Origin of the sequence: Butyrivibrio sp. FC2001 (assembly GCF_000424125.1) — a bacterium.
GTDB lineage: Bacteria > Bacillota > Clostridia > Lachnospirales > Lachnospiraceae > Butyrivibrio.
This window is the reverse complement of the sequence record NZ_KE384132.1, coordinates 245870-271108: the sequence shown is the minus strand read 5'-3', so window position 1 is coordinate 271108 and position 25239 is coordinate 245870. Positions and strand designations below refer to the sequence as shown.

At 43.0% G+C, this 25239-nt stretch carries 19 protein-coding genes; 2 read left to right on the top strand and 17 right to left on the bottom strand.

All coding sequences use genetic code 11. The features are described 5' to 3' along the window. Positions 1-16: 16 nt before the first annotated feature. The 3 genes from G601_RS0114860 to G601_RS23540 are packed head-to-tail and all read right to left on the bottom strand — an operon-like array spanning position 17 to position 3841. Positions 17-1639: a hypothetical protein gene (locus G601_RS0114860; protein ID WP_026665842.1), complete on the bottom strand. Its 1623-nt coding sequence runs from the start codon at positions 1637-1639 to the stop codon at positions 17-19. A 32-nt stretch (positions 1640-1671) separates the two neighbouring features. Continuing rightward, entirely contained in the window at positions 1672-2412 is a 741-nt protein-coding gene (locus G601_RS0114855) for a YebC/PmpR family DNA-binding transcriptional regulator (protein WP_026490567.1), read from the bottom strand. A gap of 22 nt (positions 2413-2434) precedes the next feature. Then, positions 2435-3841, bottom strand: coding sequence for a hemolysin family protein (locus G601_RS23540; protein WP_035790819.1), 1407 nt, complete (start codon positions 3839-3841; stop codon positions 2435-2437). A gap of 188 nt (positions 3842-4029) precedes the next feature. Between G601_RS23540 and G601_RS0114845 the strand changes: the two genes are divergently transcribed. After that, positions 4030-4986 carry a J domain-containing protein gene (locus tag G601_RS0114845; protein ID WP_026665841.1) on the top strand — a complete coding sequence of 319 codons (957 nt, stop codon included), beginning with the start codon at positions 4030-4032 and terminating at the stop codon, positions 4984-4986. A 28-nt stretch (positions 4987-5014) separates the two neighbouring features. Here G601_RS0114845 and alr read toward each other — a convergent pair whose 3' ends face one another. From alr to G601_RS0114825, 4 genes are read right to left on the bottom strand one after another with little or no spacing between them, the layout of a single operon-like run. Next, positions 5015-6220, bottom strand: coding sequence for an alanine racemase (alr, locus tag G601_RS0114840; protein WP_035785216.1), 1206 nt, complete (start codon positions 6218-6220; stop codon positions 5015-5017). A gap of 18 nt (positions 6221-6238) precedes the next feature. Next, entirely contained in the window at positions 6239-7879 is a 1641-nt protein-coding gene (locus G601_RS0114835) for a bifunctional ADP-dependent NAD(P)H-hydrate dehydratase/NAD(P)H-hydrate epimerase (RefSeq protein ID WP_026665840.1), read from the bottom strand. Beyond that, positions 7857-8546, bottom strand: a complete 690-nt coding sequence (locus tag G601_RS23535; RefSeq protein WP_051200441.1) for a hypothetical protein — start codon at positions 8544-8546, stop codon at positions 7857-7859. The genes G601_RS0114835 and G601_RS23535 overlap by 23 nt, the downstream gene beginning before the upstream one ends. A 23-nt stretch (positions 8547-8569) precedes the next feature. Beyond that, positions 8570-9217, bottom strand: a complete 648-nt coding sequence (locus G601_RS0114825; RefSeq protein ID WP_026490564.1) for a redox-sensing transcriptional repressor Rex — start codon at positions 9215-9217, stop codon at positions 8570-8572. A gap of 311 nt (positions 9218-9528) precedes the next feature. On the opposite strand from G601_RS0114825, the gene G601_RS0114820 reads away from it, so the two are divergent. Further along, entirely contained in the window at positions 9529-9864 is a 336-nt protein-coding gene (locus G601_RS0114820) for a hypothetical protein (protein WP_026490563.1), read from the top strand. 40 nt (positions 9865-9904) lie between these two features. Here G601_RS0114820 and abc-f read toward each other — a convergent pair whose 3' ends face one another. The 10 genes from abc-f to G601_RS0114770 form a co-directional block, all read right to left on the bottom strand. Next, positions 9905-11899, bottom strand: a complete 1995-nt coding sequence (abc-f, locus tag G601_RS0114815) for a ribosomal protection-like ABC-F family protein (protein WP_026665839.1) — start codon at positions 11897-11899, stop codon at positions 9905-9907. A 99-nt stretch (positions 11900-11998) separates the two neighbouring features. Further along, on the bottom strand, positions 11999-14257 hold the full coding sequence (bglX, locus tag G601_RS0114810) for a beta-glucosidase BglX (protein WP_026665838.1): 2259 nt from the start codon (positions 14255-14257) through the stop codon (positions 11999-12001). A gap of 24 nt (positions 14258-14281) precedes the next feature. Continuing rightward, a complete protein-coding gene (locus G601_RS0114805) occupies positions 14282-15244 on the bottom strand; it encodes a zinc ribbon domain-containing protein (protein WP_026665837.1) in 963 nt (320 codons plus the stop codon). 29 nt (positions 15245-15273) lie between these two features. Further along, positions 15274-17472, bottom strand: coding sequence for a glycoside hydrolase family 3 protein (locus tag G601_RS0114800; protein WP_026665836.1), 2199 nt, complete (start codon positions 17470-17472; stop codon positions 15274-15276). Between the two features lie 137 nt (positions 17473-17609). Beyond that, on the bottom strand, positions 17610-19433 hold the full coding sequence (locus tag G601_RS0114795; RefSeq protein ID WP_026665835.1) for a hypothetical protein: 1824 nt from the start codon (positions 19431-19433) through the stop codon (positions 17610-17612). Positions 19434-19540: 107 nt separating this feature from the next. Beyond that, positions 19541-20623, bottom strand: coding sequence for a hypothetical protein (locus G601_RS0114790; protein ID WP_026665834.1), 1083 nt, complete (start codon positions 20621-20623; stop codon positions 19541-19543). Between the two features lie 47 nt (positions 20624-20670). Next, positions 20671-22128, bottom strand: coding sequence for an MBOAT family O-acyltransferase (locus G601_RS0114785; RefSeq protein WP_026665833.1), 1458 nt, complete (start codon positions 22126-22128; stop codon positions 20671-20673). Then, complete coding sequence (locus tag G601_RS0114780) at positions 22113-22937, bottom strand: hypothetical protein (protein ID WP_155834555.1); 825 nt, start codon at positions 22935-22937, stop codon at positions 22113-22115. The genes G601_RS0114785 and G601_RS0114780 overlap by 16 nt, the downstream gene beginning before the upstream one ends. Beyond that, the gene (locus G601_RS0114775; protein WP_026665831.1) at positions 22934-24007 is read right to left on the bottom strand and encodes a hypothetical protein; all 1074 of its coding nucleotides are present in this window, start codon (positions 24005-24007) and stop codon (positions 22934-22936) included. Before G601_RS0114775 ends, G601_RS0114780 begins: the two co-directional genes overlap by 4 nt. Beyond that, a complete protein-coding gene (locus tag G601_RS0114770; protein WP_026490553.1) occupies positions 24004-25215 on the bottom strand; it encodes an NADP-dependent isocitrate dehydrogenase in 1212 nt (403 codons plus the stop codon). Before G601_RS0114770 ends, G601_RS0114775 begins: the two co-directional genes overlap by 4 nt. Positions 25216-25239 lie beyond the last annotated feature (24 nt).

The following is a 25239-nucleotide window of genomic DNA, read 5'->3' as shown; positions in this document are numbered from 1 at the left end:
AATTATCTTTATATTTTTAGATATCGAAATCATCACCCGGTTTAAGAGTGATATCGAAATCGTCTTTTTCTTCATTAGTTTTTTCAGGAGCTTTATCCTCTACAGGCTCTTTTGTTTCAGGCTCTTCTGTTTCGGGCTCTGAAGGCTCTGCCGCAGCAGCTTCTGCAACTGTGTCAGCTGTCTTCTTGCCTACGGATAATACTCCTATATCAGCCATCTCGGGTCTGTTCATATTGAAATTAGGAACAAGGTCTTCCTCATCCTCATCTCCAAGGGGAAGTACCATACCCTCAGGAACAAAGCGAAGCTTTTCTTCTTTCTCTTCCTTCTTTTCTTCCTGTTCAGGCTCTTCTGTCTTTTCTTCTTCAGGCTCATCAATCTCGATGATATCATCTGCACCTTCAACATAGGCAAAGCATGCAAAGCCGCAGCTGATAAGAATAACAAATGCAGCAATTATCATTACTTCGCTGTTAGCTACGGTCTCTCCAAGGAATACAGAAACCAGGATCATAAGGACTGAATAAATCAGCCATGGTGTAATCTTCTCGCATCTTTCCTTTGTTAAATACAAAATTGCAGGAATAAATGCAAGTCCAAGTATAGCAAATGCAAAATATGTATTAGGAAGAGAATTCTTAACCATAATCAGCCAGGGGCTGTTGTTATATCCGTAGAATCTCCAGGTCCAGCGGTAATATGTATCCGGTACACTTCCTGTGCCGCCCTCCCATATAAGCATGCCGATAAATGCGGCAACTCCTGACAGGAGAAGCAATATCTCATTTATGCATACGTCAAAGGTCTCGCCGTAAATATCAGCAAGTGCCCAGGCGGAAAGTAAAAATACTACAGGTACAGCTGCTGCAGCATCAAGGTAGATCATAAGTCCCATAAATCCGCCAAGTAAAATACTGAACACCTTGTAAAACCATCTGGTACCAACTCTGTGCTCAAAGCCTTTTACATACAGCACAACAAGAAGCGTTTCAAAAGCCAGTGCTGTAAAAATAAGCTGAGCGCTGTCAATTGTGCGAAGTGAGTATCCAAAGGATGGAACAAAAGCTGTCACAAAGCCAAAAACCATTGCAGGGAGCATTCCGATACTGATTCTGACTGCAATATACAAAAGCAGAACCATTATAATTCTGAGTGCAAGATTTATGGAAAAGGCAACATTAAGAGAATTCCCAAGAAAGCTCATAATAACCCTGAGAACACTTGCATATCCCGCTTCTGCAGCTGTTGCATACTGTGGTGTCTCACCTGACATCGCAACAGTTGCATTGTCATAAATCGTCAAATTGCCTGAGAACTCACTTACAAGAAGTGATGAATGGCTAAATGCAAAAAATGCCACCACAGCGATAATAACAGGAACCAAAATTTCCAGCCATACAGGCTTTTTCCATTCCTTTATTTTCTCGTTCTCATTTAGTTTTTCACCGATCTTATTACCGATAAGACATATAATAACAGCGGCTACCACGCAAATCGCAAGAGAACCGCCTGCTACTATATATCTGTCATAAGATAGAAAAAGCCCCGAGACAAAACCGGTAACTCCTATGGCAAATATCATTCCCACTAAATAAATCACCCAGACACAAATACCAATCCATGTCTTCCTAAGTTTCATCTCAAGGCCTCCCCATTTTTATTAGTAATTAATTACTCAGCTGCGCTGTCATCCCAGTTGTGATATACAGCCTGAACGTCATCATCCTCATCAAGGATATCAAGGATTCTCTGAATGCACTTTACATTGTTCTCATCAGTAACCTCAACATAGTTCTGAGGGATCATTGTGATCTCAGCTGATGCTGTTGCGATCTTCTCCTTATCAAGAGCCTCAACAACGCCCTGGAATGCATCGGGAGCTGTAAGGATCTCAAAGCTGTCCTCTTCCTCGTTGAAATCATCAGCGCCTGCATCAAGTACAAGCATCATAAGGTCATCAGCACCCATAGAGCACTCTTCCTTATCGATAAGGATCTGACCCTTTCTGTCAAACATGTAAGATACGCAGCCCTGAGTACCGATGTTACCGTTACCCTTGGAGAAAGCAGCTCTTACATTAGCAGCTGTACGGTTGATGTTATCTGTAAGTGTATCAACAATGATAGCTGTACCGCCGGGGCCATATCCTTCATAAGTAAGTGTCTGGTAATCAACGTTACCGTCAGCACCTGCAGCCTTCTTGATACCACGCTCGATAGTGTCGTTAGGCATGTTGTTAGCCTTAGCCTTTGCGATAACCTGAGCAAGCTTGAAGTTGTTAGCCGGATCAGGGCCACCCTCTTTAACTGCAACTGCGATCTCACGTCCGATTACTGTGAAAATCTTACCCTTTGCAGCATCGTTCTTCTCCTTCTTATGCTTGATGTTGGCAAATTTTGAATGTCCTGACATTTTATCCTCCTAAAAAAAACATTTAATTATCTTTATTTTCCTGATCGTCTCCGGTAGTTTCCGGCTTGTTTGTATCAAGTCGCTTTACCAGTACGCTTTGGATCATGTGGTTCTTCACTGAGAGTATCTTGAAGGAATAGCCTTCAATCTCAGCTGTAAAGTCTTCACCCTCCTCGGGTATTCTGTCCAGCTTGGAAATAAGCAGTCCGTTTACTGTCTCAAAATTAGCATCCTCAAACTCAATTCCAAACTTTTTTTCCAAATCTTCAAGGGGCGTTTTGCCCTCTATAATAAACTCATCCTTATTTGATGTGGCCTCGATGTAGTCCTGATCCTCATCATACTCATCCATGATATTGCCAACAATCTCTTCAATAATGTCCTCCATGGACACCAGGCCGGCGGTCTGTCCGTACTCGTCTATGACAATAACCATCTGAGTTTTGGACTTTTGCATATCATGAAAAAGGCTATCGATATTTCTTGTCTCCGGTACATTCCTGGGGGATCTTAAGAGTCCTCTTGTTTTTCTAAGAGGTGTATCATCATCCGTATGCTCGGAGAGCTTCTTCATTGCATCCCTTATGTGAAGTATACCAATTATATGATCGATATTATCAAGATAAACCGGGAAACGGCTGTTGTTCATATCAAGCATGAAATCTACAGCTTCCTTGAGCGTAGTATTTCCGTCGATACAAACCATGGCCTTTCTGTTGGTCATTATATCCTGCGCCTGCTTATCTGAAAATTCGAAAATGTTGGATATCATATCCGCTTCCGAATCCTGAAGCACACCCTGCTCCTGGCCTTCAGATACCATTGATTTTATCTCTTCCTCGGTGACGTCATTCTCGTCAGCATCCCAGTGAAAACCGAATATCCTCAGAATCCCTATGGCTGTGAGTCTTATAAGTGCCGTAAAAGGACTAAAGAATTTAATGATAAGAGTAATGGCACCGACTCCGAAGTATGCCCACTTTTCAGGGTATCTCGCACCGAGCTTCCTCGGTATAAGAACTCCTATAGTAAGTACTATATACATAAGTATCAATACTGCCAGAATATAAGAAATAGTCTGGACAAGAAAAGTGTTCTTTATAAAGCCGCTTATAAGCTTATATGTGAAACCGCTCAAGGCTCTGATATAGATGACACCTAGCAACATATTGATAAGAAGTGTCAGAAGCTGAATGGTATTTATGTAGCGCCCGGGAAATTCAAGTATCTCCTCAAGCTTCTCAGCTGTCTTTCTCTCTCTTTGCTGAAGAGGTGACTGATTATCATCATCCTTGTCAGTTCCGAGCTTTAGATCATCCGGCTTAAGATTCTCAATTGCAGCTCCAAATCCATAGCATAGCATATCAATGAGAATGACAATAACAAATATCAATAAAAATGCAGTGGCAGTAGGCCCACCATCGTCCATTTATATCCATCTCCTTTACCGTAAAAATCGCAAAAAGCGTCAACATAAAATATAGCATTTTGCATGGATACCGTCAAGAAACCGTACTTGTCATCGTTTTTTCGTTAAGTTAAAATGAATACATGATTTCGGTGTTTTTTGAATTCCTCATAAGAGGACTAATTTGGATATTTAAATGCATATTTGATATGATACTGTTTTTCCTGCGTCAGTTATTCAGGCTGCTTCGCCTGTTCCTGGCGCTGCTTCCTGTAACTGCCGTGGTTTACAGCTTCTTTTTCTGCTTCCTCACCATAGAAGTCATCGCAGGCGAGAATATTATTTCATCGCTTCTTCCTATACAAATAGATTCCACTGAAGTAAAGGATGTTATAGTAAGTACCTTACGGGGCTATTTATCGATTTTATCAGGGTACAGTGGAACTCTGATGTATTTCCTGCTTTTTATTATAATGCTAATCCTTGCAATCCCGCTATTTTTGGTTTTTGTAGGTGTCGGAACCTTTGTATATGTAGGCAGGGTCTTTGTCATTACACTACTGGTGGATCTCGTCCTGTACTTTATAAGATGTGTGATATCAGGAAAATCGCCCTTTGACATCATCTCATCCAGGTGCCGGATGCTCTTCCCCGAGATGGGCAGACGAATGAACGAACGAAGCTATAACAGATGGCTACGCCGACATCGTGATGAATTTGAAAATGACACCTTTGGAAAAACCGAAAAAAGAAGTCCTCTTGAAGAGTTCTATGCGGAAGATCCTGATGACGAAGATGAAGATTATGATGACGAGGATTATGACGACGAGGAGGAGTATTACCCCGAGGAAGAATACGACGAAGACGAGTATTATCCCGATGAAGATTATTATGAAGATGAGGAAGACGATGATTTCGATGAATACTATGACGATCGCATAGAGGACAGGCACAGTCGCAGAGATCATCATCATGAAAAGCCCGGTCACACATCCTCTGATATATCTGCCTTCAATTTCTTTGCAGGCTGTACCACCTTAGAGTCTGCCACAAAAAAATACAAGACCCTGGTTAAGCTCTATCACCCCGATAACATGGACGGCGATACAGCTGCCCTTCAGGAAATAAACATGCAATACAATGAAATAAAAAGACGGCTAAGCTGATAATCCTTCAGCTATAGCCGTCATATTTTTATACCTCGAAGGCTTTAAGAATCTTACCATCCATGGAGTACAATCTTGGCACGCGGTGATTTATATCGCAGGTAAACTCATAGTTGAATCTACCGCTCAAATCTCCAAGCTCCTCTATCGTAATCTTTTCAGGCTCGGAATCTCCATAGACCGCCTGTGCCTGTCCGATAAGAATAACCTCATCGCCCTCCTTCGCATTAGGTATTCCGGACACATCCACCATGAACTGATCCATGCATACCCTGCCAAGGATTCTCGCCTTTACGCCATGAACGAGGACATATCCTCTTCCACCTGAAAGGCTTCTGGGATAGCCATCACCATAGCCTACAGGAATTGTCGCTACTCTCATTCTTCTGTCGGAAACGAAGGTTCCGCCGTAGCTGACAGATGTATTCTCAGGAATATCCTTTATAAAGGATATATGGCTGTACATAGACATTACAGGCTTTATCTCGATCTTATTCCTGCTGACCTCCTCTGAGGGCCACATGCCATACATGGTAACGCCGCATCTTACCATATCCATGTGTGCTTCAGGCATATCGATTATGCTTGCGCTGTTAGCACAGTGAACGATCGGGATCTTGAAATCATTATCAGCTTCAACCTTTCTTACGAATTCCTCAAATTCCTTAAACCTGGAATGGGCATTTGTAAGATCAGCCTCATCTGCCCTTGCGAAGTGTGTAAAAAGACCTTCAACCTCAATACCCTCTGTTGCAAGTGCTGTTTTTATAAAGTTCTCTCCATCGGCATCTGTTCTTACACCGATTCTGCTCATTCCGCAGTCAACAGCTACATGGACATGGAATATTTCATTTCCGCCCTGAGCTCTTCTCTTTTTAACACGCTCCGAGAGGTGCTTTAACATATCATATCTGAAAACAGTAGGCCTTATGTTTTCTCTGAGCATTCTCTCGTAGGCATAAGGGAAGGTATAGCCCAAAACTACTATAGGCTTACTTATTCCATTCTCACGAAGCTCGAAGGCCTCCTCTGCAGTTGCAGTAGCAAATCCCCATATATAAGCATTATTCTGAAGCATTCTGGAAATCGGTACTGCTCCAAAACCGTAGCCGTCAGCCTTAACAACTGCCAACATCTTAGTGTTTCTTGGAAGTGAATTGTACATATTCTCAACATTCTGAGAAAGTGCATCCAGATCTATTTTTGCATAAACTCTTGAAAACTCGTCCAGCATCACAATATTGCCTCTTTTTTAAATAGTTTTTCCGGAAAAAATATCACGCAAGCTTCCGGATATATCTCTTGCGGTCATTCCCTGTCTGCCGTGCTTAATAGCAGCCATATCACCGGCTAAGCCGTGAAGAAATGCTCCTGTTACAGCTGCCTCAATAGCGCTTGAAAAGCCTGAAAGCACAAGGGCTCCAAGGAGTCCTGCAAGCACATCACCGCTTCCTGCGGTGGCCATTCCGTCATTGCCGCTCAGATTGATAAAATTCCTTTCTCCGTCGGTAATAACACTTCTTGCGTCTTTACATATAATACTCGCATGAAATTCTTTTGCAAGTTTTATGGCTTCATCTATTAAACAGTTCCGGCTGTCATGTATGTTTTTACCTATAAGTCTCGAAAACTCGGCAAGATGAGGTGTCATTATAATATCAGCCTCATAATCACACACAAGCCTTCTGATCTCGTTATCCTCAGCAATTATATTAAGCGCATCAGCATCAAGGATAAGTGTATTGCCTGCATTTTTAAGGATAAGCTTAAGTATCTCTCTGCCTGAGCTGCCCTTTCCTATGCCAGGTCCGCATACAACAGCATCAGACCAGCTAAGGGCTTTCAGAAGTGTCTCTTTATCCTCTTCAAGCTCATTATCATCAAGGCCTTCAAAGGCTTCTTCAGAATAAATATCGGTCATAGCCTCCGGTAAAAGCGTCTGAATCGCAGACAGATTAGTCTTTTCGGTAAACACCCTCACCATTCCGGCGCCGCTTCTAAGGCAGCTCTCGGCAGCCATAATGCAGGCTCCGCTTATCTTTCTGCTTCCTGCAGCTACTAGCACCTTACCAAAGGATCCCTTGTTTCCTGCGGGATTCCTGGGCGGAAGAAGAAGTCCTGATGCCTTGTTATTATCAATAATATCAATGTATTTAAACAGTGGCATATCCTCAAGGAATCCTGCTTCCGTAATACCTACATTGACGATATGGATTTCACCTGAGTGAGCAGCTCCGGGATAAAAAGCGCAGCCCATTTTAAGAAATCCAAAGGTCACTGTCTCATCCGCACAAATGGCATGTCCCTGAACCTGTCCCGTATCGGAATTAATTCCGGTAGGTATATCTGCAGCAATCACATGAGGCACCTTATCATCAAAGTCCTCTCTTGCATAATTTATCTCGCAAACCGCTGACAGATAGTCGCCTTCGAGATTCCTCTTGCAGCCTATTCCAAGCATTGCATCTACAATTACGTCGCTCTTTTTTATCTCAGCATTTATTGTGCTGGCAGCAAAGTCGATCACATTGACGCCATAGGTAAGCGCTATCTTTAGCTGAGCGCTGCAGGCTGTAGACCTTTTGGAGGCAGACGCCTTTTCATGAAGGCTGTGATTAACCAGAATAAGCGTAACCTGAATTCCCTCCTGGTGAAGGATTCTTGCGGCCGCAATTCCGTCTCCACCGTTATTACCGCTTCCCGCAAAAATAAGGACTCTGCCGGATGGCAAAAGAGCCTTCTTTACATATTTGCATATAGAAAGCGCCGCCCTCTCCATCAGTACATCCTGTGGAATTCCAAAGTGGTCGATCGTGGTCTGATCGCACCTTTTCATTTCGGCAGCGCTTACAACATATTTTGAATTCTTGTCAACTATCGGTAAATTTTTCATCTTCTACGATTATCCCATCTTGTTCTTTCATACCGGCTTTTAATACTGGATGTCGCTTATCGGGATCATACTTAAGATCAAAAAGGTCTATGACCTCGGGACCGAAAATGTTATGCATGTAAGAATAGACGTTAAAGTTCTCTATCTCCTTTTCCTGCAATCTGATGACATTCTTCTTAAGCTTGACTCTGACCTGAGATACCCACTCATCAATGGCATCTATTTCTACGGTGTTGTCATGCATCTTCTTATAGAAAAGATTCATGGTTTCAATCATAAGCTTAAAATTAGCCTGATAGATTTCCCTCGGGAGACCGAGCATATTGTCCTCACACTCCTCTATCTTCTCATTACATTCCTTGATAAGACGGGTGTGATCATCAATCTCAGCCTCTATCTTCTTACGCTGCTTGGGATTCTTATCCGCATCATCCCTAAGTACAACGATTTCACCAAGAAGCTTTTTCTTAAGCCTCTTGATATCCTTGATCTTTTCTCTGGTCTTTTCCTGCGTCGCCACAAGCTTAATAAGCTCCGCCTCAAGCTGCTTAATTCTTGCAGTCTTAGGGCTCAGCACGAAAAGATCCTGCCATTTTTGGTCCTTGAAAAGAACTGGGACATCCTTTCCAACGAGTGCATCGGAATAAGTGCTACTGTCCTTCGCCATATCGGCTCCCTCATATGGTTATACTACTTCAGATTATGCGATTTTTCGTATCTCTCTACGCTGTAGGTAAGCTTCATCAGCGAATCTGAAAGATGTACATTTTCTACCTGCACATAATCCGGCAGTTCAAGATCCACATGCGCAAAATTCCATATTGCCTTTATTCCGCATTTCACAAGCTTATCCGCCATAGGGACAGCCTGATCCTTTGGAATCGTAAGAACTGCTATCTCAATTTTGTTGTCCCTAACAAACTTTTCAATCTCCTCTACTGGTCTGATCTCAATATCCCTGATCTTCTTACCGTGAAGCTCAGGATTTAAATCAAACGCGCCTTTAAAAATAAATCCCCTGTTAAAAAAATTGTTGTAGCCCGAAAGCGCCTGTCCAAGATGCCCTGCTCCTATAATAATAAGAGTATGCTCTTTTCCAAGGCCTAAAATCTTACCAATCTCATCATACAGATACTCCACATTATATCCGTAACCCTGCTGACCAAATCCGCCAAAGTTATTAAAGTCCTGCCTTATCTGTGAAGCAGTAACCTTCATAATATCGCTTAATTCCTGAGACGATATACGTGTAATGCCCCGGTCCTTAAGCTCTCCAAGGTATCTGAAATATCGTGGCAGGCGGCTGATAACCGCCTGGGAAATATCTTTTCTTGTCATGTTTCCTCCAAACTTAACTTCACCGAATATATTATGTTTTTCATTAATTAGCACTGAAAATTCGGTTATATTTAATTATACTATCTGTTAAAATTTAGTCAATGTGTGAAATTGCCTATACAACATCATTTCCCATAAATTTAATAAACGTGAAAAATCCTTTCATATTCGGCATTTTTCGGTGAAAATTTGTTTCGAAAAAGTGCATATTTAGGTTTTCTTTAATAGTAAGTTTATGCTTTGTTTCGAATTGGAATTTATAATAATAAATAACTTCGTGTGTCCTTTTTTGAAGTTGTGAGGGTTATATTATGGGAATGTCAATCGGAGGAATTAACGGATACGATATCTACCAGACCAAGCCTATGAACCTGAGCTTATCCAATCAGGCTCCTGTTTCAGATGTTTATGACAAACATAAGGCTGTAGGCGACGTGGCAACCGTCCCGCCTGTGGTATATCCAAATGCCCAGGAGGTAAAGATCGGTGAAGTCGCTAGTACTGATGGCAAGGATGAAGCCTTAAAGGTTAGTCAGCAGTACAACAACATTGCTTCCAAATTCGGAAATACGACAGTTGGATATGGCCGCGATATGACAGGCTACTCCTATGGTCAGAGTGGAAGCTCATTTGACGCCTTTGCTTAACGTGAATAACAGAAATGCTCCGGTTTCCCGGAGCATTTTTTTATTCTGATAATTCTGCCCACTCATCATAGAGAGTGCTTAATCTTTCTTCATTTGCCGTAAGCTCATCAGATAGCTTTCTCACCTTTGCAAGATCAGTTGCAACATCAGGATCAGAGAGCTCTTCGTTTATCCTCTCATTTCTTTCCTCGAGCTTCGCTATCTCTTCTTCACATTTTTTAAGTGCAGCTTCCTGCTTTCTCTTCTTCGCAGCCTCTTCCTTTTGAGCCTTCCAGTCTGCTGCGCCTGAGCCTGAATTGTCAGAAGAAGCGTTGCTGTTTCCTGCAAGCTTACCAAAAGAGCTGCCGGTTGCAGCTGAGGTGCTGTCCATTCCAATGCCTCTTCCAAAGGATGATGCATTTCCGCTCTCAGCAAGAACTCTTGCGGTCTGCTCCTCACAGTGCTCCATGTAGTAATCGTAATTACCTAAATAATTAATCATTCTGCCGTGTTTAAGATCAAGAATTCTTGTGGCAGTCTTATTTATAAAATAACGGTCATGGCTTACATAAAGTACTGTTCCCTCGTAGCCTGAAAGGGCATCCTCAAGGATTTCCTTGCTGGTGATATCAAGGTGGTTTGTAGGCTCATCAAGGATAAGGAAATTAGCATCCGAAAGCATAAGCTTAGCAAGAGAAACTCTTCCCTTCTCACCACCTGAAAGATCGCCAATCCTCTTAAATACATCATCCCCTGTAAAAAGAAATGCTGCCAGGGTATTACGGATCTCGGTATTATTCATGGATGGATAGGCATCTGATAGCTCCTCAAACAGAGTCTTCTCATCATGAAGCACCTGATGCTCCTGATCGTAGTAGCCTATGTGAACCTTAACGCCAAGAGTGATCTCTCCGTCATCAAGACTCTCCATTCCGTTTATTATCTTCAGCATGGTGGTCTTACCGGTTCCGTTATCACCGATAATAGCAACCTTCTCACCGCGCTTGATATCAAAGCTAATGTTCTCAAAGAGCTTTTCATTGGCAAAGGACTTGGAGATGGAATCAACATGCATTACATCATTTCCGCTGACACATGAGGGAGTGAGAGTAATTCTCATATCATCCCTTGTCTCAGTGGGCTTTTCAAGTCGTTCTATCTTATCGAGCATCTTCTCTCTGCTCTCGGCACGCTTGATGCTCTTTTCGCGATTAAACTGCCTGAGCTTTTCAATTACCTCTTCCTGATGCTTTATCTCTGCCTGCTGGTTAAGATATGCCTTTAGCTTGGCTGCTCTTATCTGCTCACGTTTTTTTGCATAAGCAGTGTAATTACCGATATAAACATCAGCGCTTGTCTGATCTATCTCAATAACCTTCTGAGCTATTCTGTCCAGAAAATATCTATCATGGGAAACTATAAGCACAGCTCCCTTGTAGTTCATAAGGTAGCCCTCAAGCCACTTTATGGAATTCATATCAAGGTGGTTCGTAGGCTCATCAAGGATAATAAGATCAGGGCTCTGCAGAAGGAGCTTACCAAGAGCAACTCTGGTCTTCTGACCACCGGAAAGAGTTGAAATCCTCTTATCGAATTCCTCCTCTGAAAAGCCAAGACCCTTTGCAACGCCTATTACTTCACTCTCCCAGGCGTAGCCGTTCTTAAGCTGAAACTCATGGTTCATCTGGGCATAGCGCTCCATAAGTCTGTCCAGCTCCTCGCCCCTGAGAACATCCATCTGAGCCTCTGCGCTTCTTATCTCTTTTTCAAGCTCTATAACGTCTCTCTTCATCTCACGAAGCTCTTCGTAAATGCTGTGAGCGCTGTCTATGTTCTGGTTCTGGGCAAGATATCCAACTGTCGTGTCTCTTGAAAGGGTAACCGTTCCTGTATCCGGTGTAAGCTCGCCAATAAGCAGCCTTATAAGGGTCGTTTTACCTGCTCCGTTAATTCCTACGATAGCAGCCTTCTCATTGTCCTCTATGTGAAAAGATACGCCTTTTAATATATCCTTACCATCAAATGATTTTGATAAGTCATGACAATTTAAAATCATAAAAAGTTCTCCAAATAAAATGTGTGCCTAAGCACCAACGCCTAAACACACATTAGATTATCATGAAAAAATACATTGAGCAAATAAAAGCCCTAAGTTTTATGCTTCAAGAGTAAAATCAGCTGCGTTGTCGGTTACAGAATCAAATCCGACAAATACTCTGAAATCTCCCTCTTCGCTATCAAACTTATTTTCAATAGTCCAGAATCTGAGCATCTCCTCTGTGATATCAAAGCTGACTTCCCTGGATTCACCGGGAAGAAGTCTTACCTTCTCAAAGCCCTTAAGCTCCTTTACGGGACGGACTCTGCTACCTGCAAGATCTCTAATATAAAGCTGAACCGTCTGAGTTGCAGCTGCAACGCCTGTATTTGTCACCTTTACACTAGCTGTTATCTTATCTGATGAAGCACCCTTACTCAATTTATTCTTATCAAGCTCTACCTTAGAGATGTCAAAGCTTGTGTAGGTAAGTCCATATCCAAAGGGATATCTCGCCTCATTGGGGCAGTCCAGATATCTTGTTGTGAAGTTTGAAGGTCCAACCTCCGGCTTAGGTCTTCCTGTCCTGAAGCAGTTATAGTAAATAGGCTCCTGTCCAACTATATAAGGGAAGCTCATGGGAAGCTTACCTGAAGGTGAAAACTCACCTGTAAGGACATCCCATATTCCATGTCCGCCCTCTGTTCCGGGACGCCAGCAGATCATAAGCGCATCTGAAAGCTCCGGAATATGCTCAAGCTCAAGAGGTCTTCCTGTGAAGATAAGAGTTACAAGCTTCTTTGCTATTTTTCTCATCTCATAGAAGAGCTCCATCTGAACATCGGGAAGCATGATATCCGCGCGGCTTGTGGATTCACCTGACTGTCCGATGTCCTCACCGAGGCAAAGCACAACCGTATCAGCCCATTCAGCAACCGTTTTTGCTTCATCAAGAAGCCTTTCATTATCATCATAAAAGCTGTCGCTGTGGTATTCACTCACTCCAAGAGTAGTGTCGTTATCAAGAATTGTACTGCCCTTAGCGACACGTACGATTGTATCCTTAAGAACACCAAGGCCCCCTCCCTGATTCATGCCAAGGAAAAGACTTACATCCTTACTTTCTCCTGCAGCTTCCATGATTGTCACTGTCTTTTCAGGGTCAAGTGAAAGTGCCCAGGAGCTGTGAAGATTCTTCTCTGACGCATAGGGTCCGATAAGTGCGATCTTTTTGTCCTTAAGAGGAAGTGCCTCTTCTCTGTTTTCCAAAAGAACAAGAGATTTTCTTACAGCGTCCCTCGCAACCTTTCTGCTATCATCTGAGAAAGTGATCTCCTCGTATCTCTCCTTAGATGCACCGTGATAGGGATCCTCGAAAAGTCCAAGATCATTTTTAAGATTAAGAACTCGTAAAACCGCTTCATCAAGGAGCTTGCCATCAACCTTTCCTGAAGCGATAAGCTCCTCAAGATTAGCAGCATAACTCTCTGTACACATGTCGATGTCGACACCTGCTTCAATTGCAAGCTTAGCAGCTTCCTTTAAATCCTTTGCAAAGCCCCAGGGTACCATCTCTCCAATTGCGCCCCAGTCTGAAATAAGGACTCCGTCAAAATTCATTTCTTTTCTTAGAATGTCTCTCATGAGCCACTTGTTACCTGATGAGGGAATTCCGTTCAGTGTATTGAAGGAGGTCATTACAAGCCTTGCGCCTGCACCTACTGCCTTATCATAGCCCTTAAGATACTGATCTCTTAAAGCGTATTCTGAGAGCTCAACGTTGTTGTAATCTCTTCCTGCCTCAGAAGCACCATAGCCTGCAAAGTGCTTAACACATGCAGCAACATGCTCCTTATCAGCAATATTATCTCCCTGATAGCCACGAACCATAGCAGAGGACATCTCGCCGTTAAGATACGGATCTTCACCTGTGGACTCCACTACTCGTCCCCATCTGGCATCTCTTACAAGATCAACCATGGGAGAAAAGGTAACCTGAATACCATCTGCAGCAGCTTCCTTTGCCTGAATCTCAGCGCCCTTCCTTGATACCTCAGGTTCAAAGGTCGCACCCTGTCCAAGAGGGCAGGGGAAAACAGTATCATGTCCATGGATAACATCAAGCATAAACAAAAGCGGAATGTGATGTGGCTGACCTGCCATATACTCATCCTGAATAGCCTTAACCTTCTCAGCGCCTCTTATGCCAAGTACGCTTCCTGCCATTTTCTTAAGCTTGTCGAAGGAAGCCTCATCAGCAATACCTGTTACAGCAAAATCAGATTCAAACGCAGAACCCGGTAGCTGTACAAGCTGCATAATTTTCTCTTCAGTCGTCATGTCGTTTAGTAATGCAAGTAAATCTTCTTTTTTCATAATCTTCCTCCAGCGTAATATAGATTAGTCTACTGTAATTCCAAAGTACTCCTTCACAGCCATATACCATAATCCGAAGGTCGCCTCGTCATACATTGTGGAATTGTACTCTGTTTTTCCATTGTTAAAATAAAACTTTTTGTTAGCAGCATCGGAAACCCAGACATCATCATTTCCGTATGCGCTTATCTTGTAGGCGTACAAATTGCGATTATCATTGGGGATACGCACTGCCTTAAGCTCAACTGCCATGTCATGGAACTGATTTGAAACAGTTGACGCATAGATCATCGATGTAGCAAAGGACTGATCATCCTTATAAAGTGAAGGATCAAGAAGATAAATCGAAAGCAGGTCATAATAAAGCTGTCGATTTAAGGTTCTTCCCTTTTCAAGCACCCAGCCATCAACGAAATCAGCATATTCTCCGGCAGTAATTCCCTTGTAGATAACTGTATTTGCATTTACGGTTCCGATGGGTACTACATAATCAGCTTCGCCATCGTTTGCATATTTAGCAAAGGTATACTCGGTGAAATTGAGATTCTCATAGCCTGCAAAGGGATCATCCTCGTTGCCGACCTTCACAGTATTCTCTGCTGCAGGTTCATTCGGAATCACAGGATCAGTATATGTATCAACATCTGCAGAATAGCCGATAGTGCTTTGACTGTTTTTCGCTACAGAAACCTCGTGCAGAGCTCCCATGATAGAAACTGTACCATATACCACAACTCCAAGAACGGCAACAACCAGAAATGTCACAACCAGTGCTGCGCCCTTATTAGACTTTTTCTTAGTATAATAAGATGTCATATTAGATCTCTGAGAGTTATATGGATTCTGTGAGCTGTATGTGCTCTGGTAATTATATGAACTCTGAGAACTTACCTGGCTCTTTGCCTTGGCCATCGTGACCTGTTTACCACAGGTCGGACAGTAAACCTGTCCTCCCTGAACCTCTGCCCCACAATTTGTACAAAACATTTCTTCATTCCTCCACTATATAAAAAACCTTATCTGTTCCCCACGTATTTATCCCATCTATCGTCTCTTATAGCGCCCTTCCAGTTAAGACCAAATCCGAAGTCATACTTATTTCCTTCTGAATCTGTATATGGCTCATAATCAAAAGGCACATCCTCCGAGTGCTTCTCAATAGTGCTCATGTCCTTAGGAAGCTGCACGGGAAGCATTCCTGATGGCTCAGCCTTACCGCTTACTATGCTAAGAACAGCTGCTGTTTCAACACCGAAGTTAACAAGAATTGCATCCGCATATTTTTCAAACTCTGCCACGATGCAGGGGTTGTTCATCCTGATAGAAACAATAACAGGCTTATCTCCCATCTGCTCCCTTGCCTTTATAACAAGATCTAAGTCGCTTTCATTGGCAGCTCTGTTCGCTTTTCCCTTGTAGCTTCTGTTATCAGAATCCTCTCTGAAGTCTCCGCCTGCAATGCTTACCTCTCTTGCATCCTCAGCTACATAATTCCTGTACTGAAGTGTTACAGGTCTGTAGCCTGTTTCCTCTATATAGCCGTCACTTACGGGGCTCTCAATGAAGCATATAGCCATATCAGCATCCTTGGGGTCATCCGTCACTTCATAAAAAGCTGCCACATCTTCAGGCTTAGCTCCCGGTAGATCAATGGCCTCAACCATGTTTCTCATAAAGCCCTTATGTGCATCTATATGACGTCCGGGAATATAAACCTTTTTCTTTCCGGATACAGGAAGTACGCCGTTATTTTTTACCATAACGATACTACGGAGCTGAGCGTCAAAGCCTTCCTTCATGAATTCATCACAGCCAAGAACCTTGCCACTGTTTTCCGCATCAAGATAAGGATTCTCGAAAAGGCCGCATCTAAAGCTGTTAAGAAGAAGCCTTACAGCGCTCTCCTCAAATCTTTTTCTCATAGCCTCTTCGCCGTGGCGCTCACAGCCAATGCGATAAGCCTCTAAGATAGGCTTAATATCATTATTTCCGCCGAACTGGTCAACACCGTTTTCTATTATGGTAAGGTGCCTCTCAGCTTCAGAAAGCTTTTCAGTTCCATAGCATCTTGAGCCAAAGGAATCAATCTTATCTGAAGGATCCTGTGTGATTCCCCAGTCAGTACAAACGATTCCCTTATAGCCATATTTATCTCTTAAAAGATCGCCAATAATGTATTTACTATAGCTGTTTCCAACATTTTTGCCTGAAGGATCAACTCCCCAGCTCACAGTATAATACGGCATTACAGCTGAAGCCTGCTCTGTTCCGTCGAGCTTAAATGCACCCTCAAGGAAGGGCTTTAAATGCTCTTCAAAATTGTCTCCCGGATAAACAGCATATTTTCCGAATGCATAATGGGCATCTCTTCCTGCTTCGCAGGGACCGCCACCGGGCCAGTGCTTGACCATTGCTGCTACGCTGTCTCTTCCCCAGCTATCGCCGCATTTCTCATCATTCTGCAGGCCTTCACAATATGCCTTTGCATAATCAGTCGCGAGCTTACTGCTCTGACCATAGGTATCAGCAACTCTCATCCATCTGGGCTCTGTGCCAAGATCAATCTGCGGACCAAGCTCAGTTGTTATTCCAAGTGCTCTGTACTCCTTTGCTGCAACCTTTGCAAATTTATTTACAAGCTCGGGAGAAAAAGTAGCTGCAAGTCCAAGTCCAAGGGGCCACTTACTTGTTCCCTTCGCCTCTGTTTTAAATTCTGCAGCAGCGCTTCCTGCTCCGTGCCTCGGATCAGAGCTTGTATTAACAGGAATACCATGGGGCATTTCCTCGCAGAGAGCCTGCATTTCATTGTTCCACTTTGCTGCTACCTCTCCATTTTTTAGCATCATTGCAAGAACATATCTGACATGATCCTCAGTGAGGAATTTCTTTTGCTGATCTGTCAGTTCATAGTCTTCAGCGCCACTCTCCTCAAAGCTCTTACCACCTCTGTAGGTAGCGCCAAACCATGCACCGCTTTCAGCTGGAACTACCTGATGAGCACTGTACATCATAAGACCTGCCATCTCTTCAACGCTTAGTCTTGAAGCCAGATCCTTAGCTCTCTCCTCCGGAGTAAGCCTCCAGTCCTCATAGGGGACAAGCTCACCTGTCCTCTCCAAATCCTTGAAAAAAAGCCCATCCTTTTCAATAACGGGAGCTGTACAAACTCCAAGGGATGGACCGTTTTTATTCTCAACAACCCTAATATCTGCCATACCTTTCTACCTCCAAAATACATTGAACCCAATGCACTAATTTTAGCATATACAGGCAAAATATAGTAATAAAAAACAGCAGAAAACCCTAAGATTTTCTGCCGTTTTATCAGCTTACGCTTTATATTTATTATTGATTACTCTCTGAGCCATCCATAGTTAGTAATGTCGATTGAATCAACGACACCATCCTCGATGTAGATGTAGTAACGGTTAGCTGAATAAGCTGCGTCACTGCTCTGATCGAAAGGAATCTTATAGATCTCAGTTGTTGTTGAGTACTCGTAGTTCTTAATGCCGTTCTTGTTGAGCCACTTAAGAAGATCTGCCTCAGACATACCAGCCTTAAGACCTGCAGGGAACTCCATGTTGTTACCGAAGTGACCATCGGCGTAGGAATTTACGCTTGTAACAATTGTATTCTTAAGGTATGTAGCCTTCTCGTTGTAGTTGAATACTGTTGCTGTGATGTAAAGGTCACCCTTATGTATTGTGATTACATAGCCTTCGCCGGCACCAACTGCATACTCATCCTCAACATCATAATCCCAGCCGTTCTCCTCCATAACTCTGAGCGGAACAGGAAGGTTATAAATCTGACCGTCAACCTGGAAGTTACCGGAGAAGGGATCTGAACCAAGTGTTGTAGGAGCTGTATAGAGATTGAGGTAATCAGGTGCATCTGCACTGATCTCTGCCTGCTCTAAGTCATCGGGCTCTGTCTCATTACGGAAGCTGATGTAATCGCAAATGCCATCCTCGAATGAAACACTTACCTTCTTCTCATAATTGTCATCATTGTGATCCTTGTAATATGTGTAAACATGGCTTATTGATGAATCGTAAATGTCATCGGGCTCACCGCAGATATCCTTAACATCCTGCTCTGTGCTTGAACCGATCTTGATAGAACCTGACTTAATTGTGATATCAGTACCAAGCTTCTTAACATCATTGTCATATAAAGTGATACCTGTAACGTAGCAGTCCTTAGCCTGCTGAGCGTCCATGCTGAAGTTCTTAACATCTACAGAGATGCTGCTCTTTTCACCAACGGGGCAAATAAGATAGTAATAATCTGTGTTGCCTGCACCAAGCATTGTAGTAGCATCAGTATTTGTATCAAATTCCCAGCCATCATCAAGAAGTACGCTGACCTTCATGGGAATCTGGTAATTGTAGCTGCCGATAGCAAATGCGAAGAGGTCATCTGTATTTACTGAAGGTGCCTGGCTGTTAACTGCATCTGTAGGCTGCTCCTGAACAGGCTCCTCTGCGGGCTGTTCTGCAGGCTGCTCCTGAACGGGCTCTTCTGCGGGCTGTTCTGCAGGCTGCTCCTGAACAGGTTCCTCTGTGGGCTGCTCCTGAACGGGCTCCTCCTGAACAGGCTCCTCAACGGGAGTTTCTACAACAGTTTCTTTTTCAGGAAGCTCCTCAGGTGCCTCCTGCTTCTCTATATTAGCTGCGCTGTCCTTGATAAACTGAGTAGCCTTAACTACGCCGAAAATACCAAGTCCGATAAATGCAACAATAATAACGATAAGTACGATGAACGCTACCTTCTTGTTCTGAGCACTCTGCTCCTTTTCAATTGCAGTGGGATCATAGCCCAAAGAAGCATTATCATTCTGAGCCCCAAATGAATTCTGTGCTCCGTATGTGTTCTGAGCACCATAGGTATTCTGATTACCATAGGTGTTTGATGCGCCATAAGGATTCTGCTGTCCAAGATTGTTAGGTGCACCTGACTGTGAAAGAGGCTTTCCTGTAAACGGATCGAATTTGGGTCCTTCAGGAGTAGCCTGGCTGATAGGCTTGCCTGTCAGCGGATCGAATTTAGGTCCCTCTGAGGGAGCCTGCTGGTTAAGGGGTTGCCCTGTTATAGGATCGAATTTAAAACCGCCGTTATCCTGGTTTGTAATCGGCTTTCCTGTAACAGGATCAAATTTGACATCACTCATTTCATTTTCTCCTCTATAATAAATTCATACAAACGCCTTAGATTTTAGCAAATTTTTAACAAACCAACAAGTAAATCATGTTAAATTCTAAGGTTTCAACTTATCAATTATTGCTGATTATTACTATCATTTTCAACTTTCTCAGCAATTATCTCGCCGTGGCGAAGGTATGAGTCATAAGCAGTATCCCCTCTGTGATCAGGAATCACCTCGCTCCCATACAGGTTTTTCAAGGTTTTTCCAAGGTAATCCGTGTATTTATTACTGCCGTTGTAATTAAGATGTGAGCTGCCATCGGATATATCAGAACCACCGGTATAATCAAGGCCAATTTCTTCGAGATGCTTAAACACATAATCAAAGCACACATGGTCATCCCCCGACTCGTTAAGCTCTTTTACATAATTCTCAAGCCAGTTATAACGTGCTGTTTCCTCCTGCTTTAGCCCCTGCTGCTGTTCCACATTTAGCGCATAGGGAACCATTGTTATATAAAGCTGAATGTTGTTCTTCTTCGTATATTCAACGATTTTATCAAGATACTTAACGGATTTTTCAAGAGGTGGCTTGCACTCATCAGTCTCAATGACAGGATCAGGCATGGACTCATTATGAAAATGGGGAACATATCCCTTGTACGCACTAAGGTCATTTCCAAAGGCCGCCTCAAAGTCTTTCTCCTCCAGATCGTTATATCTGTCGTGATAGCCCCAGAATGAGGGAAAATACTTATTCCACAGCTCCTCCTTATTATCAAAGCAGGCATTCATAAGCTGAAGCTTATTAGCAGAAAACTTCATTCCGTATAAGCTGTCTCCAAGGAAATAATAGTGGAATTTGTAATCCTCCTGAAAGGCTGCAGCGCTGAAAAAATCAAGAACCACAACCTTTGGCTTTTGATATTTACATATCTCCTTAAGATAATGGTAGGACACCCAGAGGGACTGCTCTGCAGACGACAGGTCATACCCTGCAATTCCATAATCACTAAAGAGCTTTGCTGTATTTATGCCGCAGTGAACATGGCTGGAGCCAAGCATTACAACATCAATCGTGTCCTTTGGCTGATCGTACAGAGCTCGCATCTGCATGACACCGGCCTCTGTCTTAGTCTGCAATATGTTATTAAAAACCCAGAGCGCACTTACAAACACAATAATGCTAAGTGCGGTAGCGATAATTCTTTTCATAAATTCATATCCTCAAACGGGTATTTATCACTAATTCTTATGCTCTATCAGAACTGCGCATATACAAAGCTTCTGATCTCCTCACCTGCTCCGTATCTTCCAAAGACAAGAATTACAAGGGCAAGAAATGCAAACATCAGGCCTCTTGAAAAATCTCCCCACTTGGAAGAAATAAGCTCAGGCGGAATAAGCTTTTTCCTGTAGGACACTCCATCCATAAGGGTAAGAAGTGCAATCGACAAACCTGCAATCCACCACTCTATGGGGCTAAGTCCAAGCATCAGCTTATCCTCAATCTGAAGACCTGCCCTTAAGCCCTCCGCATTCATAAACGGAAGCATACCCTTTATAAATCCGAAGGCATCAGTAAGGGTATCTGCCCTAAAGAAAATCCAGGCAAAGGAAACTATGCAAAAGCTGATTACTCTTCCGACCATTCCCTTAACAAGAAACGCAGCTTTACTCTTTGATAAGCTGTTTGTGATGATGTTCATGATGCCATGGATAAGCCCCCAGATAATGAAGGTAACCCCTGCGCCGTGCCACATTCCGCACACAAGGAAAACAATAAGGATATTAAGAGCCTTTCTTGCACTTCCCTTGCGGTTTCCTCCAAGAGGAATATAGATGTAATCCCTGAAGAAATTACTGAGGGAAATATGCCAGCCACGCCAGAACTTGACGATATTTTCAGTAAAATACGGTGTCCTGAAATTCTGCGTAAGCTCTATGCCAAACATCAGTGAAATGCCAATCACAATATTTGTGTATCCCGCAAAATCGCAGTAAATCTGAATCGTATATAAAAGTGACGTCAGGATAAGCACCAGGCTTCCATACATTTCCTTTTGTTCAAATACCGTATCAACGACGATTCCAACCCTGTCTGCGATAACTAGCTTCATGAAAAGTCCCCAGATAAGAAATGACAGGACTCTTATAAATCTTTCAAAATCAAATAGCTTTGTTCTTTCACTCTTTTCAAGGTTCTCTATGAAATCTCCCGCTCTCTCGATAGGTCCGCTCATCCATTTGGGAAACCACATCATGTAAAGAGCAAAGCTAATTGGATTCTTTTCAGGAACTATTTTCTGCAGCTTCACATCGGCGATATAGCTTATTGCCTGGAATATATAAAACGAAAGACCGATTGGCATTCCAAGCCGGGTTACCCTCTCAGGCACTGATGCACCTATGAGAGATGCTCCAAAGCTTAAGTATTTCCACCCAAACAAAACAGCAGCAAGTATGATGATTCCACAGGCTGCTGCAGATTTTTCCGCTGCCATATTCTTATTTTTCTGAAAAAAAGAAACAAGAAGTCCGCAAATAAATGTGAATAAAGAGATGATCGCCAGGGCAATAATTCCAAGCACCTTCCCCTGCCAGTAAATGAAGAACACACTGGCAGCCAGAAGAATGTATCTACGAATTTTGCCCGGTGCTATATGAAACAAAAGAAAGGTCAAAAACAAAAAGCAAAAGGTTGTTATTTGAAAGTGCATCTTTCCTCCAACTCACTGTATGTCATCTGGGTGCCCGCCGAATCTCCCCACAGATATTCTGATCTGAAATCATATTCCCCATCAGCTATCATCATATCCCTATCAAAAAAGCGCTTAAAAAGGTCATCACCCATATACTGGTTAAAGGCCTTAAGATAGTCCTCCTCAGAGACAGAATTGCCATTTCCATCCTCGTAGGAGAAGCTATCATCCCCTTTATTAACAACCAGCATTCCAAGCTCACCAGGCTGACCTGTCGCATCATCTATACTGAAAAAATGGCTCTCTATCCTGTTTCTGTCATCAGAAAACTCATATCTGACATAAATATTATGGTTCGGATAAAGCGCAGCATAGGTGCCAGGGTTATAGGTATCCTCGCCCACATCAGCCGCCTCGTAAATAAGCACAGGCTCAGAAATCCCGCCATTTACATAGGTGCAGTAATAGGCAGATTTTCCGATAACATCATGCATTATAAGCTCAGGAATTCTGTCTTCATTGACATCAACAAGTGAGAACCTTGCAAGGTCATCCGATATATCAGAAAAAGCACCTGCACAGGAATCCTTATATGCGGCAGCTCTCTCCAGAATCCCCTGATTATATCCAGCACTTGCTATTATCTCATCAGGATTAATTTCAACAGGAGTCTCCACAGGAATCGCCTCGGTGATATCCGGAGTCACTTCTTCCTCTTCATTCTTTCTAAACACCAGAAGCCACACAATAAAGATCAGTAAAACAAGCACAAGGCCTGCGATCACAGAAAGAAAGAGCTTTAGTTTTTTATTGCTTTTTCTTCTCATTTCCATTCCCATCCTTCGCCTGCAACTTCAGCCTTTAGTTCCTCTACGTTAACATCCCATGATGAATATTTCTCATCACCTCTGTGGTCAGGCAGAAGCTCCTCACCATATCTTTGCCTCAAATCCTCAGAGAGGTATTTAGCAAACTGAGTGCTTCCGTAATAGTTTAAATGAGAGCTTCCGTCAGCAAAATGACTTCCGCCTTCATAGTCGATTCCAAGGTCTGATATGTGTTTAAAGGTATAGTCAAAGTAGACATTATCTATACCCTCGTTTTTTAGCTCTGAGAGGTAATTTTCAAGCCAGTTATATCTAAGGTCTTCCTCCTGGGTTACGCCCTCCTGCTGACCTACATTAAGCTTGTAGGGAACAATGGTGATATAGAGCTGTATGCCCCGCTCGTTAGTAAAGTCTATTATTTTCTTTAAATACTTTTGGGATTTTTCAGATGGAGCTTTCACATCAGTGGTGTTTGGAGACGGTGTCTCTATGGACGCTGATTTAAATGACGGCGTGTAGCCTTTAAATGAACTGTAGTCCTTATTCCAGTCTGCAGAAAGGCTGGCCTCATCACTACCCTCCTCACAGCAAAAATAGGAAGGAATAAATTCCTTCCTCAGATCTTCATTACCATCGATGGCTGTCTCGATCATTTGGAGCTTGTTCATGGAAAACTTAAATCCATAAAGAGCTTCCTTCAGGTAATAATATTTGTCGGCATAGCCATCTAAAAATGCAGCAGGAGCAAAGAAATCCAGCACTACTACCTTAGGGCTCTGGTACTTGCATACCTCCTTAAGGTAGTAATATGAAATCCATATCGCCTGCTCGGCAGATGAATAATCATAAGCTGAGATTCCGTAGTCTTCCCACATCTTTGCGGTATTTATACCGTAGTTTACATGACTTGACCCAAGCATAACCACGTCTATGGAATCCTCAGGCTGGCTGTACATAGCAAGCCCCTGCCTGATTCCTCCGTTTGGTCTGTCAGCAATCACCCCTGAGGGAACCTGAACAGAACTGAAAAGACAAGTTATGGTCAAAAGCAAAGCCATTAAACATTTCATTTACACATATCCTCATAAGTTTCTCTGATAGCCTTGATAAACTGCTCAGAGTTAAGCTTCTTAGCGTTAGGATTGCTTGTGATAAGAAGAAGGTCACCTGTCATCTGACCGCCCTCGATGGTAGAAAGTGTAGCCTTTTCCATGTTGTCAGCCCAATCGATAAGACCCTGGATTCCATCAAGCTCTCCGCGCTTTCTCATAGCACCTGTCCATGCGAAAATTGTAGCTACAGGGTTTGTGGATGTCTCCTCACCCTTAAGGTATTTGTAGTAATGACGCTGAACTGTTCCGTGTGCAGCCTCGTACTCGTAGATTCCCTCAGGAGAAACAAGTACTGATGTCATCATTGCAAGTGAACCGCAGGCTGATGAAACCATATCACTCATTACGTCTCCATCGTAGTTCTTGCAGGCCCAGATGAATCCGCCCTTAGACTTCATTACGCGGGCAACAGCATCATCGATAAGTGTATAGAAATACTCGATTCCTGCTGCATCAAACTTAAGCTTGTAGTCCCTCTCGAAGGTCTCATCAAATATCTCACGGAATCTAGCATCATAGGTCTTGCTGATAGTGTCCTTTGTAGCAAACCAGAGATCCTGCTTTGTTGAAAGAGCATATTCAAAGCATGCCTTTGCAAAGCTCTTGATTGAAGCGTCCTTATTGTGAATACCCTGGATGATTCCGGGTCCGTCAAACTCCTGAATGGTCTGTCTGATCTCTTTTCCGTCAGCGCCTGTAAATACGAGCTCAGCCTTTCCTGCTCCGGGAACTGCGATCTCAACATTTTTATAAACATCACCATAAGCGTGACGTGCTAATGTAATAGGCTTCTCCCAGGTCTTAACGTTGGGCTCGATTCCCTTAACAAGGATGGGAGCTCTGAAAACTGTTCCATCGAGCATTGCACGGATAGTGCCGTTAGGGCTCTTCCACATTTTCTTTAGGTCGTACTCCTCAACTCTTGCTGCGTTAGGTGTGATCGTTGCACACTTAACAGCTACGCCGTACTTCTTAGTTGCAACGGCACTGTCTATTGTAACCCTGTCATCAGTCTCATCACGGTATTTGAGTCCAAGGTCATAATACTCACTCTTAAGATCAATATAGGGCTCAATGAGCTCTTCCTTGATCATCTTCCAGAGAATCCTGGTCATCTCATCTCCGTCCATCTCAACAATAGGGGTGGTCATCTGTACTTTTGACATAGCGTCTCCTCTCTTTAAGTAAAT